Source organism: Halorubrum miltondacostae, from assembly GCF_041379815.1.
GTDB lineage: Archaea > Halobacteriota > Halobacteria > Halobacteriales > Haloferacaceae > Halorubrum > Halorubrum miltondacostae.
This window is the reverse complement of the sequence record NZ_JBEDNY010000001.1, coordinates 499,160-511,400: the sequence shown is the minus strand read 5'-3', so window position 1 is coordinate 511,400 and position 12,241 is coordinate 499,160. Positions and strand designations below refer to the sequence as shown.

Genomic DNA, 12,241 nt, shown 5'->3' with positions numbered 1-12,241 from the left:
TCGGGGAATCGGGCCCGCTTCCGAAGTCGTCCCGGGCCGGTCAGCGGTCGGTCGCGCTGACGGCGCGGTCCGAGATGTCGGCGATGCGGTCAGCGGTCGCCTCCGGGAGCGCCCGGCCGGCCGGCGGGAACTCGCCGTCGCAGTCGGCAGCGAGGTCGCGGGCGTATTCGAGCAGTTCCTCCGGCGGGTCGCCGCCGACCGCGGTGGTGCCGGCGACGACCGCGAGTTCGAGCGCGTCGACCTCCAGGTTCCGGTCGAGCGCGGCCGCGGCGTCAGCGTCCGTCTCGTCGCGGTCGCGCAGCGTCTGGTCGCGGCCGAAGGCGCGAACCACGTCGACCGCGGGGCGGGCGGCGTCGGTACGCGCGAGAAGCGAGAAGCCGCGCGAGACGAGCACGTCGGCAGCGAGGATCTCCATGTCGGCGTCGATCTCGGCCGCGGCGGTCGGCGCGGTCACCCACGGCTCTTCGCGGGCCACCGTCCGGGTGAGTCGCAGCCCCTCGTAGATGAGCTGCACGCCCGCGGCGCGGTCGGCCACGTCGCCGAGGTCGACGTCGGGGTCGAGCGCGCGGGCGGTGACCAGCGCCAGCACGCCGGGGGTCACCGCCGCGTCGAGGATCCGGGCGTCGAGGGCCTCGCGGAGCTGTTCGGGTTCGACGTCCGCGAGCGCCTCGCGCGCAGCGTCACGCGCTCGCGCGGCATCGTCCATTGCCATCGGGTAGACGAGCGAAGGGCAAAGACCTTTGGAAACGAACGGGATTCCGTCCCGTGATCCGAACCCGAACCGACGGCGACGTGCGCGTCGTCACGATCGACCGCCCGGCGGCCCGCAACGCGCTCCGCCCCGCGGATCTGACCGACCTGCGCGAGGCGTTCGAAGCGCCGGAGACCGACGGTCGACCCCCAGTGACGTACCTCCGCGGCGCCGGCGAGGCCTTCTGCGCCGGCGCGGACCTCGACGCTGTCGCCGCGCTGGACGACCCGGAGGCGTTCGCACGTCGGGGGCAGCGCGTCGCCGCCGCGATAGCGGAGTCGCCGTCGGTCGTCGTCTGCGGGGTCGACGGGGCGGCCCGCGGCGGCGGCGTGGAGCTAGCCGTCGCCGCGGACGTCCGCGTCGCGACCCCGCGAGCGACGTTCGGCGAGCCCGGCGTCTCCCTCGGGCTATTCGGTGCGTGGGGCGGGACCGTCAGGCTTCCTCGGGTGATGGGCGAGGGCGAGGCACTCGACTTCGCGCTCTCCGGGCGGGTCCTCGACGCGGAAGCGGCGCTCCGGACCGGGCTCGTCTCGCGCGTAGTCGACGACCCCCGCTCGGTGGCCGACGAGATCGCGGCCGGCGCGCCCGACGCCCTCGCGGCGATCAAACGCCGGGTTCGCGACCGCCGCAGCGGTGAGGCGCAGGAGCGCGCGGAGGCCGCGGCGTTCGCCGACCTCCACGACGCCCACGCCGCGGAAATCAAGCAGCGACGCGAGCGGTGAAGCGGGTCGGCGCGGGGGCCGCACGGTCCCACCGTCCCGATGTGACAGACTTAAGTGAGTCTCCGAACAATTATCGGATGCGAAGCACGCACCGGTAGTGTAGTGGTATCACGCAACCTTGCCATGGTTGCAACCCGAGTTCAAATCTCGGCCGGTGCAGTTCTGTTAATCAGTATCCCCGACAGTGGCCACCTCCGATGGCGTTCACTGCGCTCTTTCGCAGACTCACGGACCGTTCGATCGGGGGCGCGTCGCACGAAGAAGCCGACGGGGACGGACCCCGTCCGTTTAACAGCGCGTGCGTCGTCTGCTTGTACATATGGTCGAAGCGCTTCTTCTCGTCGGCGTCGCGGTGGCGGCGTTCGTCGGATACAACATCGGCGGGGCGACGACGGGACCGGCGTTCGGGCCGGCCGTCGGCGCAAACGTGTTATCGAAGGCGGGCGCGGCGGGGCTGATGTCCGTGTTCTTTTTTATCGGCGCGGGGACGCTGGGGCAGCGCGTCGTCACGACGCTCGGTGAGGACCTCGTCACCGGCGCGAACGTGTTCACGCTGGAGACGAGCATCATCGTCCTCTTCTTCATCGGCGGCGCGCTGTTCGTCGGCAACTTCGCCGGCGTGCCGGCGTCGACGTCGATGACGGCAGTGGGGGCCATCGCCGGACTGGGCATCGCGACGAACACCCTCGACTGGGCGGTGATGGGCGAGATCGCGATCTGGTGGCTCGTCGCGCCGATCATTGGGTTCTGGGTGTCGGGCGTCGTCGGGCGCTATTTTTACTCCACGATCGACCGCTGGGTGGCGATCGAGAGCACCGACGGGGCGCTGTTCGAGCTCGACCGGTCGGGGACGATCCCGCGCCCGGTCCTCGGTCCGAACACGACGCGGCGCGAACTGACGGGCGGGATCGTCGTCATCGCCATCGGCTGCCTGATGGCGTTCTCCTCGGGGACCTCGAACATCGCGAACGCCATCGCGCCGCTCGTCGCGCTGGACTCCGTGGGGATGACGCCGATGATCCTCCTCGGCAGTGCCGCGGTCGCGGTCGGCGCGTTCACGATTGCCCGGCGGACGCTCGACACGCTCGGCAACGACATCACCGACCTCCCGCTGACGGCCGCCATCGTCGTCGCGGTCGTCTCCTCCGGGATCGTGATCAGCCTCTCCGCGGTCGGCATCCCCGCCTCGTTCGTGATCATCGCGACGATGTCGATCGTCGGGCTCGGCTGGGGCCGCGCGACGCGTACGGTGACGGTCAGGCAGGGGCTCAAAGGCGAGAAGGAGCCGACGGTCTCCGTCGGCGCGCTGACGGCCGACGAGATGCCGCCGATCGGCGAGGGGGACGCGAGCGATGTCCCGTCGGCGGCCGACCTGTTCAACCCGAGCACGAGCGCCCGCGTCGTGCTGATGCAAAACGTCGTGCCGATCCTCTCGACGGTCGGCGCGCTGGTGACGTTCGCGGCGCTGTTCGCCGGTATCTGGTAGCTTAGCCTCGGCCGGGCGCGCCCTTCACCGACCGAAGCGGCGCTGGCGGTCCTGGAAGTCCAACACGGCGCGGAGGTACTCGCGCCGGCGGAAGTCCCGCCAGTTCACGTCGGTGAAGTAGAGCTCGGCGTAGACGGACTGCCAGATGGCGAAGTCGGAGAGCCGTTCCGCGCCGGTCTTGATCACTAAGTCGGGCTCTTCGGGGAACAGCAGCCGCTCTGCGATGTCGGGCTCGTCGATGGCGTCGGGCGATATCTCCCCGGCGGCGACGTCGCTCGCAAGCTCGCGGACCGCGCCGGCGAACTCGGCTTTGCCGCCGAGGCCGACGAGGATGCGGACGGGCGCGTCGACGCCGGCGTCGGTCGTCGGCTCGTCCCCGTCAGGACCGCGGACCACGGTTTCGGCCGGCGCGTCGAGGCGGCGTAGCTCCCGGACGAGCGTCGGGGCGACTGCGCGGTCGAGGACGGAGACGGAGACCGTGACGCGGTCCGCGCCGTACTCGAACGCCCAGCCGATGGCTGACGACAGCGTGTCGAAGGCGCCGTCCGCGAGGAGGTCGCGCTCGGTGAGGACGAGCGCGACGTGCGCCGGCGGCTCGGCGTCGTGGAGGCGATGGCGCGTCGCGAGGTACGCGTCGTAGAGACCCACGTCTGAGGGATCCGGTCGGGCGTATAAATGGCTTCCCGACGACGAGGGGTTTAATTCGCCGACGCGCCTATCACGGTCGATGGCAGACGCCTACCGCGGAGTGTTCGGCGCGATCCCGTACGCGTTCCGCGCGACCGAGTCGCTGACGATGCGCGCGTACGCCGCTCTCGGGGCGCTCGCGGCCGCGTTCGTCGCGCTCGTTGTCACCCTCGCCCTCGTCGTCTGGATGGGCGAGACGGCCTCGGCGACGGGGGGGACGTTCCTCTTCTCGCGGTCGCTGTTCGTGGTCGCCGGCCTCGCCGCCGTCGGGCCGCTGCTCGCGCCGATCCTGTTCGTCGCCCGCCGCCACCGCCGCGGCGACCGGGTTGCGGCCACGTACGACCGGTGGATGGGGATCGCCGGGTTCCTGTTCCTCCTCTCGCTGTACCTCGGGCTGATCATCTCGGTCCCCGAGGACCTCCGCGACCCGAGCAGCTCCGCGGTGCTCGGCGCGCTGTACGCGCTCCCGCAGCTCGCCGGGTTCGTCCCACCGGTCGCAGCCGCGCTCGGCGTGTTCGCGACGCACTTCAGGCTCCGTGGGGGCTCGGACGACGCGGCGCTCGACGACGGGGTAGCCGGCGTCGAGGAGCCGGCCGACGACGGGGACCCGACCGACGCCGGCGGCTCGCGGTGAGGGACGCCGCCCGCTCGCGGCTCGAAAGCCGGAAGTCGTCAGAGCGACTAACCGGGCGCAATGACCGACGAGAAGGAGAGTACGTTCCTCGTCACGCACGTCGAGGGCGACTCGGCGGTGCTGAAAGACGTCCACGACGGACAGGTGCACACGCTGAGCTCGAACCCCGGCCTCGACGTCGACGACGCCGTCGAGGCGACGGTCGCCCCCGACCCGCCGATGGAGGTCACCTATCAGGTGATCGAGGTCGCGGAGCGCCGCGCGCTGTCGATCGAGGAGAGCCCGGAGCCGCCGACCGTCCACGAGCGTGAACTCGCCGCGGAGACGGCGACCGGTGAGCTCGCCAGGAAGGAGCGTGCGGGCGTCGGCGAGGTTCACGTGTTGACTCCGCCGGAGTCAGAGACGGCCGAGGCGGTCGAGGACGTGATAGACGACCGCAAGGCGACCCTCTCGCGAGCGGCCCGGTTGGGCGTGAACCGCGTCGAGGTGCGCTCGGAGCCGGGCGTCGTCGCCGTGCGATACCTCCCGTAACGCGGGCGGTTTCGGCCCCGTCGTCGCCGTCGGCCCAGTAGATAAGAAGGCTTATTCGCGCCCGCAGAGGAACCGGTATTTATGGTAGCGATCGAGGTGCCGGAGGTCGACTACACCGACTACTCGAACCGGCAGCTCGCGGCGGTGCCGCTCGCGTTCCTGGTCCTCGCGTTGGCGATCATCGGCGGGTGGGTCGTCGCCACCGGCGCGCCGGCGAACCTGGGACTGGAGTTCACGGGCGGCGTCGAGCTGCGAGTCGCAGACGACACGAGCGGCGACGTCGAACAGCAGATCCGGACCGCCTTCGACCGGGAGCCCGACGCGGTCCGGACGATCCCCGGCGACGACGTCGTGGTCGTCACGTTCCAAGCGGCCCAAGACGACCCGGAGGGACTCGCGAACGACCTCCAAGATCAGGCAGATGCGGCGGGGTTGACCACGACCGCGGTCGACCAGGTGTCGCCGAGCTTCGCGAGCGACACCGCACGCACCGCGGTGTTCGGCGTGGCGCTCGCGTTCCTCGGGATGAGCGTGCTCGTGTTCGCGCTGTTCCGCACGTTCGTCCCCTCGGTGGCGGTCGTCGCGTCCGCGTTCTCCGACCTCGTCATCCCGATCGCGGCGATGAACCTCCTCGGCATTCAGATGACGCTGGGGACGATCGCGGCGCTCCTGATGATCATCGGGTACAGCGTCGACTCGGACATCCTCCTGAACGACTCGGTGTTGCGGCGCACGGGCGAGTTCTACGAGTCGGTCAGCCGCGCGATGCGGACCGGGGTGACGATGACGCTCACCTCCATCGCGGCGATGGTCGTGATGGCGATCGTCGCCTCGGTGTTCGGGGTCGGACTCCTCCGTGACATCGGGATCATCCTCTCCGTCGGGCTCTGCGCCGACCTGATGAACACGTACCTGATGAACGTCTCGCTGCTTCGCTGGTACAAGTTCGAGGGGGTGGCCCGCTGATGCTCGAACCGATCAAGGAGAACTGGCGGATCCTGCTGCTCGTCGTCGTCGTGATCGGCTCGTCGGTCGCGCTGTTCGGCCCCGGCTTCGGCCCGGAGCCCGCGCCCGGCGAGGACGCGAGCGAGGCCCAACAGGGGATCACGAACCTCCAGTACGGCCTCGACCTGGCGGGCGGGACGCGGGTCCGCGCGCCGCTGTCGGGGTACACCGCGACCGACGTGGCGCTTGGGGGCGACACCCCCGGTGCGGCCGCGGAGGCGGTCGCCACCGAGCTAGACAACGCGTCGACGCGGAACGTCGGCGTCGTCCCCGAGGAGCGCGCGATCGAGGTCACCGATCCGGCGGTGACCGAGTCGGAGTTCCGCGCGGCGATGGACGCCGCGGGCTACGAGTACGCGGAAATTCGGTCGGGCGTCACTCAACAGACGCGTGACGAGACGATGAACGTCATTCAGGGGAAGATCAACGAGGCGGGCCTCTCCGGCGGGAGCGTCCAGCAGGTCCAGTCGATCACGGGCGAGTACTTCGTCCTCGTTGAGGTGCCGGGACAGGGCCGACAGGAGGTGATCGACCTCCTCGAGGAGCGCGGGACCGTGCGGATCGACATCGCGTACGCGGACGGGAACGGGACCGCAATCCAGGACGGGGCGCTGATCCAAGACGACTTCGAGGAGATCGGCACCGCGACCCAGAGCGACCGCGGCACGGGCGCGTACGTTCCCGTCACCGTGCGCAACACCGCCGCGGACGGATCCCAGTCGCCGGCGCACGCGTTCCAAGACGCCGTGGCACGGCGCGGGTTCGCCGACGCGTACCAGAACCAGGCCGACCGGTGCGGATACAACCCGGAGACGGGTGCGATCGAGGAGGTGAACGGGGACCGGAACCCGTGCCTCCTGCTTGTCGTCGACGGCGAGGTCGTCAACTCCTTCGGGATGGACCCCGGTCTCGCCGACAGCATGGCGGCCGGGTCGTGGGCGGACACCGGGAACTTCCGGCTCACGACCGGCGAGTTCACCGAGGCCCAGGCCATCTCGCTGAACCTCCGCGCCGGCGCGCTCCCGGCCAAGCTCGACATCAGCGGTGAGGGGACTTCCTCGTCCATCTCGGCCTCGCAGGGGGAGAACTTCCGGACGTACTCGCTTATCATCGGGGTGCTCTCGGTGTTCGCGGTCGCGGGCATGGTGTTCCTCCGGTACCGCGAGCCCCGCGTCGCGCTCCCGATGATCGTCACGGCGCTGGTCGAGGTGTACGCCCTCCTCGGCTTCGCGGCGCTGCTCGGTTATCCGCTCGAACTCGCGGTCATCGCCGGGTTCATCGCGGTGGTCGGGACCGGGGTCGACGACCTCGTCATCATCGCCGACCAGGTGATGAGCGAGGGCGAGGTGAACTCCCAGACGGTGTTCAACTCCCGGTTCCGCCAGGCGTTCTGGGTCATCGGCGCGGCCGCGGCCACGACGATCATCGCCATGTCGCCGCTGATGGTGCTGTCGCTCGGCGACCTCTCCGGGTTCGCCATCTTCACCATCCTCGGCGTGCTGGTCGGCGTGCTGATCACCCGCCCCGCGTACGGCGACATCCTTCGTCGCCTGCTGACGGTCAGGTAAGCGGAGTCGGATCGGCCGCCACGATACGCGCCCGTATTTGACGGTCGATCGGGTTTTCTCCGTCACGCGGCGACGTTTCGCCGTATTGCTGTCTCGACTCGGCTGCCGTCGGGGGTTCGACAAGAACTGACGGCCCATTCGACAAACTATTAATTTAGACTGGTCAAAACCGGCTATGCCGACCGACTCCGTCGAGGATTATCTCAAGACGATCTATCGGATCGAATCGCGAGGGGGACCGCCCGTCGCGACCTCGCAGATCGCGGAGGCGCTGGAGAAGACTCCTGCGACGGTGACGAGCATGGTCGAGACGCTCGCCGGCCGCGGACTGCTCTCCCGCGAGAAGTACAAGGGCGTTGACCGCTGCCGCAGACGGCCAGAAGGCGGGTGACACATGACCGGCTACGTCGAGATCGTCGCGATCGCGTTCGTGACGCAGCTCGCGGTGCTGCCGGGCGAGAAGGTCCAGCTGATGATCGCCGGCCTCTCAACGCGGTACGACCCCAAGGTCGTCGTCGCGGCCGCTGGCTCGGCGTTCGCCGGCTGGACCGCCGTAGAGATCGCGTTCGGCCAAGCCCTCCAGTCGGCGCTGCCGCCGGTCGTGTTGGACTCGATCACCGCCGTGCTGTTCTTCGTCTTCGCGGCCCTACTGTACCGGTCTGCGCCGAAGCGGGGAACGACCCCGGAGGCGGAGCGCACCGACGGCGGGCTGGCCGCGTTCGACGACCTCTCGCTCCCCGGACGGCTCGACAAGTACTCGGGGTCACTCGGCGGCTTCTTCCCCATCTTCCTGCTCACCGCGACCGGCGAGTTCGGCGACAAGACGCAGCTCGTCACCATCGGACTGGCGGTCCAGTACGGCGCGACCTCCGCCATCTGGGCCGGCGAGATGCTCGCGATCATCCCGGTGAGTCTCGCGAACGCCTACTTCTTCCATACGTTCGCCGGCCGGGTCGACATGCGGCTCGCGCACTTCGCCTCCGCGCTGCTGTTCGCCTTCTTCGGCGCGGACACCGTGCTGTCGATCGCGACCGACTTCTCGGTGTGGGAGACGATCGTCGGGACGCTCGGCGGGCTCATCTCCGGACTGTTCTGAGAGGTCGTCCCGCCGACGGTCGCGGACCGCGGTCAGAACTCGTCTAACGCCGACTGCTCGGCGGCCGCCAGCGCGTCCTCGCAGGTGCGCCACGACGTGCGCGCGCAGTCGGGCAGCGTCCCGTGGTCCCCGACGTACGCGGCGAGGAACGCCCGCGTGGCCGGGTCGCTCGGGTAGCCGCTCCCGAGGTCGTAGTCGGGATAGGCCGCGTCGAGGTCGGCCATCGCGGCGTCGCGGACCACCTTCGCGACGACGCTCGCCGCGCCGACGACCGGGTCGTCCTCGTCCGCGCCGTGCGCGGCCGTCACGTCGACCGCGGGGAGGGGTGCCTCGTCGTCGCCGGCTTCGACCGTGTCATCGCCATCCATGACGAACTCGCTGAGCCGCCGCGCGAACCGCTCCTCGCTGGTGTCCCCCGCGTCGGCGACGACACGGACCGGGCCGTCGGTCTCGGCGGGGAGAGCGGCGAGCGCGGTTCGGACCGCCCGCGCTTGGCCGCGGACGGTGAGGGTGTTCATGTCCGTGTCGGGGCGGTCGATCTCGCCGGGCTCGACGCGGGCGACGCCGACGGCGACGTCCGGTTCGCTCCGGAGGGCCGCGGCCATCTCCTCGCGGCGGTCCGGCGCGATCCGCTTCGAGTCGTCCACGTCGGCCGGGAGGCTCGCCGGGTCGGCGACCACCGCCGCCGCGACCATCGGTCCGAGCGCGGGCCCCTTGCCGGCCTCGTCGACGCCGAGATACACGCGTGGCTAGTGGACGTGCGGGGGGAAATACCTTCAGAAGGGCGGCGACCTCAGTCGAGCAGGACCGCGTTGACCTGGCCGGTCTGGCCGGGGCGGGAGGTGACGCGGGCGCGGCCGGCGGACGTCTTGATCACGGCGCCCTTCGTGATAATGTTCCGGCGGGCGTAGTTGACGTTCGCGGGGTTGTCGACGACGTTCTCGATCTCGGCCTCGCTGACCTCGCCGTCGGCGGCGACCTGCGCGACGTCCGTCGAGAGGGCGCGGACCTTCTGCTCCGTGCCGCGGGAGTCGATGTACTGGAGTCGGGTCTCGCCGACCGTCGTCTCGGCGGGCTCGCGGCCGAGCTGGTGGCGCTTCTTGTTCGAGGCGTGCTTGAGTCGGCCGCCGGTCCGCTTGCGCGTGGAGCGTCCCTGATCTTTCATACGGATACGAACAGCCAGCGAATACTTGAACCGTTCGACTCGTCCCGGCGGGTTCGGCGGTGCGAGCGGGATCAGCGCCGCGAGCCGGCTCAGGCGAACGCGCGCTCGAAGGCGCGGACGCCGTCGTCGGTGCCCGCGACGACGAGTTCGTCGCCGCGTTCGATCCGCGTCTCCTGGCCGACATCGGTGACGAGGTCCTCGCCGCGCTCGATCGCGATGACGGTACAGCCGGTCCGCCCGCGGACGGCCGCCTCGCCGACCGTGCGCCCGACCAGCGTCGGAGCCTCGGTCCTGACGACCTCGACGTGCGTGTCAAGCGAGATCACGTCCCGGTCCGTGAGCACGGCCGACGCCGACATCCGACTGGTCACCGTCGAGAGGGAGAGCACGTAGTCGGCCCCGGCCCGGTGCATCTTCGGCACGCTCTCGGGGTCCGCGACGCGCGCGAGGAGCTCCACGTTCGGTGCGAGGTCCCGGACCACGAGCGTCGCGAACTCGGCCGTCGTGTCGTCGGGGAGCGCGAGGACGACGGTCCGCGCGTCCGCGACGCCGGCGGTCCGCAGCGTCTCCGGCTCGGTCGCGTCGCCGACCACGTCGATCGCCGGCCCGTCATCGCGGTCGACGACGGTCACCGGGAGGTCCGCCCCTTCGAGCGCGTTCGCGACCGTCTTGCCGACCTGCCCGTGACCGATGACGACCGTCTCGCCCGCGCCGAACCGGCGGGCCGCCGAGTTGGTCAGGTCGACGAGCCGCTCCACCTGTCCCTCCGTCCCCGAGACGAGGAGGACCGTCCCGGCCGAGAGCGTCGCGTCCGGCGCCGGCGCCGCCTCGAACGACCCGTTGAACCACGCGCCGATCACGTCGACGCCGGTCCGTTCGCCGATCCGGCTCCCGGCGAGCGTCGACCCGGCGAGGCCGCTCCCGTGGTGGATCGACACCTCCGCGATCCGCAGCGAGTCGCCGATGGCGACCGCCTCGTCGAGGTCGGTCCGCACCGCCGTCGTCACCTTCGAGGCGAGGCTCTCGCCGAGCAGCGACCGCGGGGAGAGCACCTCGTCCGCGCCGGCGAGGCGGTGGTACCGCTCGCGGGTCGGGTCCTCGACGACGCTTATCGCGCGGACGTCGGTCGAGAGCTCCTTCGCGGCGAGGACGATGCTCGCGTCGACCCGGTCGGAGACGTCGGTGACGAGGGCGCGGGCGTCGCTGAGGCGGGCGCTCTCGAGGCCGTCCGTCGTCTCCGGGTCGGCCCGGACCACCACGTGGCCCGCCTCGTACAGCGCCAGCGCGCGGTCGGGGTCGGGTTCGACGACTACGTAGGGAACCTCCTCCGACTCGAACTCGTCTAAGAGCGCGTCGGAGCGCGTGGTGTCGGAGGCGACCACGACGTGTCCCGTCACGTCCGACTCAAGCGACCGAGGGACGGTTGTCGAGAACGCGGACTCGAGCAGTGGCGTCGCGACGACGGGGAGTGCCCCGATGAGCAGCGCCATCCCGACGAGGTCCATCACGGCGATGAACGCGTTCATCTCCTGGCTCTGCCACGGCGAGTCGCCGCCGAACCCGGTGGTCGAGAACATCTCGACCGCGAACCGGAACGACTCGATCAGGGTGATCGCGTCGCCCTCGTACACGCGCATGCCTCGGCGGTACGCGACGGCGGTGAACGTGAGCATGACGCCGAGGAACACCGCGTAGTACACGACTCGCCGCTTCCACGTATCCATCGATCCGCGATACGACGCGGCCGCACAAAAACGGGTGGTCTCGCACGGCCGGCGCGTGGATCGCGCCGGCGTCCGGCGGTCGGTCGCCTCGCCCGCCCCGGACCGAAGTTTGATGGTTTAAGTTCCGCGGGCCGAACCTCCACCCATGGTGCGGGACCCGTCGCGAGACCCGGAGCCGCCGTCGGTCGACGAGGTGCTCGACGCGCTGGCCGACGACGCGGCCCGTCGGATCGTCGCGGCGCTCACCGAGCCGAAGACCGCGAGCGAGCTCTCCGAGGAGTGCGACATCCCCCTGTCGACGACCTACCGGAAGCTGGAGAAGCTCACCGACGCCTCCCTGCTGGCGGAGTCGACCGACATCCGCCGGGACGGGCAGCACACGACGCGGTACTCGGTGTCGTTCGACGCCGTCACCGTCTCCGTCGACGAGGGCGCGGAGGGTGACGGGGACGGTCGCGAGTTCGACGTGGAGTTCTCTCGGCCCGAGCGGACCCGAGACGAGCGACTGGCCGACCTGTGGTCTGAGCTACGAGAGGAAACATGAACCCCTACATCGACCTGACTATCATCGCCGCAAAGACCGCCATCCTGGTACTCGGTGGCAGCATCACCTACTACGCGCTCCGCGCGTACGACCGGACCGGCGACCGGTCGCTGCGCGAGCTCGGCGTCGGCTTCGGCATCGTCACCGTCGGCGCGCTGTTGGGCGGGGTCTCCCACCAGATCATCGGCGCGGACCTCGCGGTCGGCATCGCCATCGACGGGCTCCTCACGGCGGTCGGGTTCGCCGTCATCGTCTACTCGCTGTACCTGGAGTGAGCGCGGGTTCGACGCGCGACGAACGGTACCCTTTTGCGGCGCTCGGCCGTCCG

The 12,241-nt window shown here is 70.4% G+C and carries 14 protein-coding genes, 1 tRNA gene and 1 pseudogene; 11 read left to right on the top strand and 5 right to left on the bottom strand.

Annotation, left to right across the window (positions count from 1 at the left end):
* Positions 1-40: 40 nt before the first annotated feature.
* Positions 41-706, bottom strand: coding sequence for a DUF7114 family protein (locus ABNG04_RS02755; RefSeq protein WP_371159837.1), 666 nt, complete (start codon positions 704-706; stop codon positions 41-43).
* Between the two features lie 59 nt (positions 707-765).
* On the opposite strand from ABNG04_RS02755, the gene ABNG04_RS02750 reads away from it, so the two are divergent.
* The 3 genes from ABNG04_RS02750 (at position 766) to ABNG04_RS02740 (ending at position 2,959) form a co-directional block, all read left to right on the top strand.
* Entirely contained in the window at positions 766-1,473 is a 708-nt protein-coding gene (locus ABNG04_RS02750) for an enoyl-CoA hydratase/isomerase family protein (RefSeq protein WP_371159835.1), read from the top strand.
* 88 nt (positions 1,474-1,561) lie between these two features.
* Positions 1,562-1,632: transfer RNA gene (locus ABNG04_RS02745), tRNA-Gly, on the top strand.
* A gap of 160 nt (positions 1,633-1,792) precedes the next feature.
* On the top strand, positions 1,793-2,959 hold the full coding sequence (locus tag ABNG04_RS02740; RefSeq protein WP_371159833.1) for an inorganic phosphate transporter: 1,167 nt from the start codon (positions 1,793-1,795) through the stop codon (positions 2,957-2,959).
* A 24-nt stretch (positions 2,960-2,983) separates the two neighbouring features.
* Here ABNG04_RS02740 and ABNG04_RS02735 read toward each other — a convergent pair whose 3' ends face one another.
* Complete coding sequence (locus tag ABNG04_RS02735) at positions 2,984-3,607, bottom strand: undecaprenyl diphosphate synthase family protein (protein WP_371159831.1); 624 nt, start codon at positions 3,605-3,607, stop codon at positions 2,984-2,986.
* Positions 3,608-3,686: 79 nt separating this feature from the next.
* On the opposite strand from ABNG04_RS02735, the gene ABNG04_RS02730 reads away from it, so the two are divergent.
* From ABNG04_RS02730 to ABNG04_RS02705, 6 genes and pseudogenes are all read left to right on the top strand, one after another.
* Positions 3,687-4,280: a DUF8056 family protein gene (locus tag ABNG04_RS02730; RefSeq protein ID WP_371159829.1), complete on the top strand. Its 594-nt coding sequence runs from the start codon at positions 3,687-3,689 to the stop codon at positions 4,278-4,280.
* 60 nt (positions 4,281-4,340) lie between these two features.
* Positions 4,341-4,811, top strand: a complete 471-nt coding sequence (locus tag ABNG04_RS02725) for a DUF5812 family protein (protein WP_371159827.1) — start codon at positions 4,341-4,343, stop codon at positions 4,809-4,811.
* 81 nt (positions 4,812-4,892) lie between these two features.
* Complete coding sequence (gene secF / locus ABNG04_RS02720) at positions 4,893-5,777, top strand: protein translocase subunit SecF (RefSeq protein ID WP_371159825.1); 885 nt, start codon at positions 4,893-4,895, stop codon at positions 5,775-5,777.
* Positions 5,777-7,384 (top strand): preprotein translocase subunit SecD, encoded by a 1,608-nt coding sequence (locus ABNG04_RS02715; protein WP_371159823.1) that lies wholly within the window; start codon positions 5,777-5,779, stop codon positions 7,382-7,384. Before secF ends, ABNG04_RS02715 begins: the two co-directional genes overlap by 1 nt.
* A 175-nt stretch (positions 7,385-7,559) precedes the next feature.
* Positions 7,560-7,745, top strand: a pseudogene (locus ABNG04_RS02710) (metal-dependent transcriptional regulator); the annotation flags it as partial.
* 33 nt (positions 7,746-7,778) lie between these two features.
* Positions 7,779-8,480 carry a TMEM165/GDT1 family protein gene (locus ABNG04_RS02705; RefSeq protein ID WP_371159821.1) on the top strand — a complete coding sequence of 234 codons (702 nt, stop codon included), beginning with the start codon at positions 7,779-7,781 and terminating at the stop codon, positions 8,478-8,480.
* A gap of 32 nt (positions 8,481-8,512) precedes the next feature.
* Here ABNG04_RS02705 and rnhB read toward each other — a convergent pair whose 3' ends face one another.
* From rnhB to ABNG04_RS02690, 3 genes are all read right to left on the bottom strand, one after another.
* On the bottom strand, positions 8,513-9,223 hold the full coding sequence (gene rnhB / locus ABNG04_RS02700) for a ribonuclease HII (RefSeq protein ID WP_371159819.1): 711 nt from the start codon (positions 9,221-9,223) through the stop codon (positions 8,513-8,515).
* Between the two features lie 50 nt (positions 9,224-9,273).
* On the bottom strand, positions 9,274-9,645 hold the full coding sequence (locus tag ABNG04_RS02695) for a 30S ribosomal protein S8e (RefSeq protein WP_371159817.1): 372 nt from the start codon (positions 9,643-9,645) through the stop codon (positions 9,274-9,276).
* An 89-nt stretch (positions 9,646-9,734) separates the two neighbouring features.
* Positions 9,735-11,369, bottom strand: coding sequence for a potassium channel family protein (locus tag ABNG04_RS02690; protein ID WP_371159815.1), 1,635 nt, complete (start codon positions 11,367-11,369; stop codon positions 9,735-9,737).
* Between the two features lie 145 nt (positions 11,370-11,514).
* Here ABNG04_RS02690 and ABNG04_RS02685 point away from each other — a divergent pair, with 145 nt between their 5' ends.
* Positions 11,515-11,913, top strand: coding sequence for an ArsR/SmtB family transcription factor (locus ABNG04_RS02685; RefSeq protein WP_006112688.1), 399 nt, complete (start codon positions 11,515-11,517; stop codon positions 11,911-11,913).
* On the top strand, positions 11,910-12,188 hold the full coding sequence (locus ABNG04_RS02680) for a DUF7521 family protein (RefSeq protein ID WP_008441606.1): 279 nt from the start codon (positions 11,910-11,912) through the stop codon (positions 12,186-12,188). Before ABNG04_RS02685 ends, ABNG04_RS02680 begins: the two co-directional genes overlap by 4 nt.
* Positions 12,189-12,241: the final 53 nt, after the last annotated feature.

What these genes read in the sequence shown, in the direction of transcription:
- ABNG04_RS02755 (WP_371159837.1), bottom strand. Translation starts at nt 706, where the DNA reads ATGGACGATGCCGCGCGAGCGCGTGACGCTGCGCGCGAGGCGCTCGCG.
- ABNG04_RS02740 (WP_371159833.1), top strand. Translation starts at nt 1,793, where the DNA reads ATGGTCGAAGCGCTTCTTCTCGTCGGCGTCGCGGTGGCGGCGTTCGTC.
- ABNG04_RS02730 (WP_371159829.1), top strand. Translation starts at nt 3,687, where the DNA reads ATGGCAGACGCCTACCGCGGAGTGTTCGGCGCGATCCCGTACGCGTTC.
- ABNG04_RS02725 (WP_371159827.1), top strand. Translation starts at nt 4,341, where the DNA reads ATGACCGACGAGAAGGAGAGTACGTTCCTCGTCACGCACGTCGAGGGC.
- secF (WP_371159825.1), top strand. Translation starts at nt 4,893, where the DNA reads ATGGTAGCGATCGAGGTGCCGGAGGTCGACTACACCGACTACTCGAAC.
- ABNG04_RS02715 (WP_371159823.1), top strand. Translation starts at nt 5,777, where the DNA reads ATGCTCGAACCGATCAAGGAGAACTGGCGGATCCTGCTGCTCGTCGTC.
- ABNG04_RS02705 (WP_371159821.1), top strand. Translation starts at nt 7,779, where the DNA reads ATGACCGGCTACGTCGAGATCGTCGCGATCGCGTTCGTGACGCAGCTC.
- ABNG04_RS02695 (WP_371159817.1), bottom strand. Translation starts at nt 9,645, where the DNA reads ATGAAAGATCAGGGACGCTCCACGCGCAAGCGGACCGGCGGCCGACTC.
- ABNG04_RS02690 (WP_371159815.1), bottom strand. Translation starts at nt 11,369, where the DNA reads ATGGATACGTGGAAGCGGCGAGTCGTGTACTACGCGGTGTTCCTCGGC.
- ABNG04_RS02685 (WP_006112688.1), top strand. Translation starts at nt 11,515, where the DNA reads ATGGTGCGGGACCCGTCGCGAGACCCGGAGCCGCCGTCGGTCGACGAG.
- ABNG04_RS02680 (WP_008441606.1), top strand. Translation starts at nt 11,910, where the DNA reads ATGAACCCCTACATCGACCTGACTATCATCGCCGCAAAGACCGCCATC.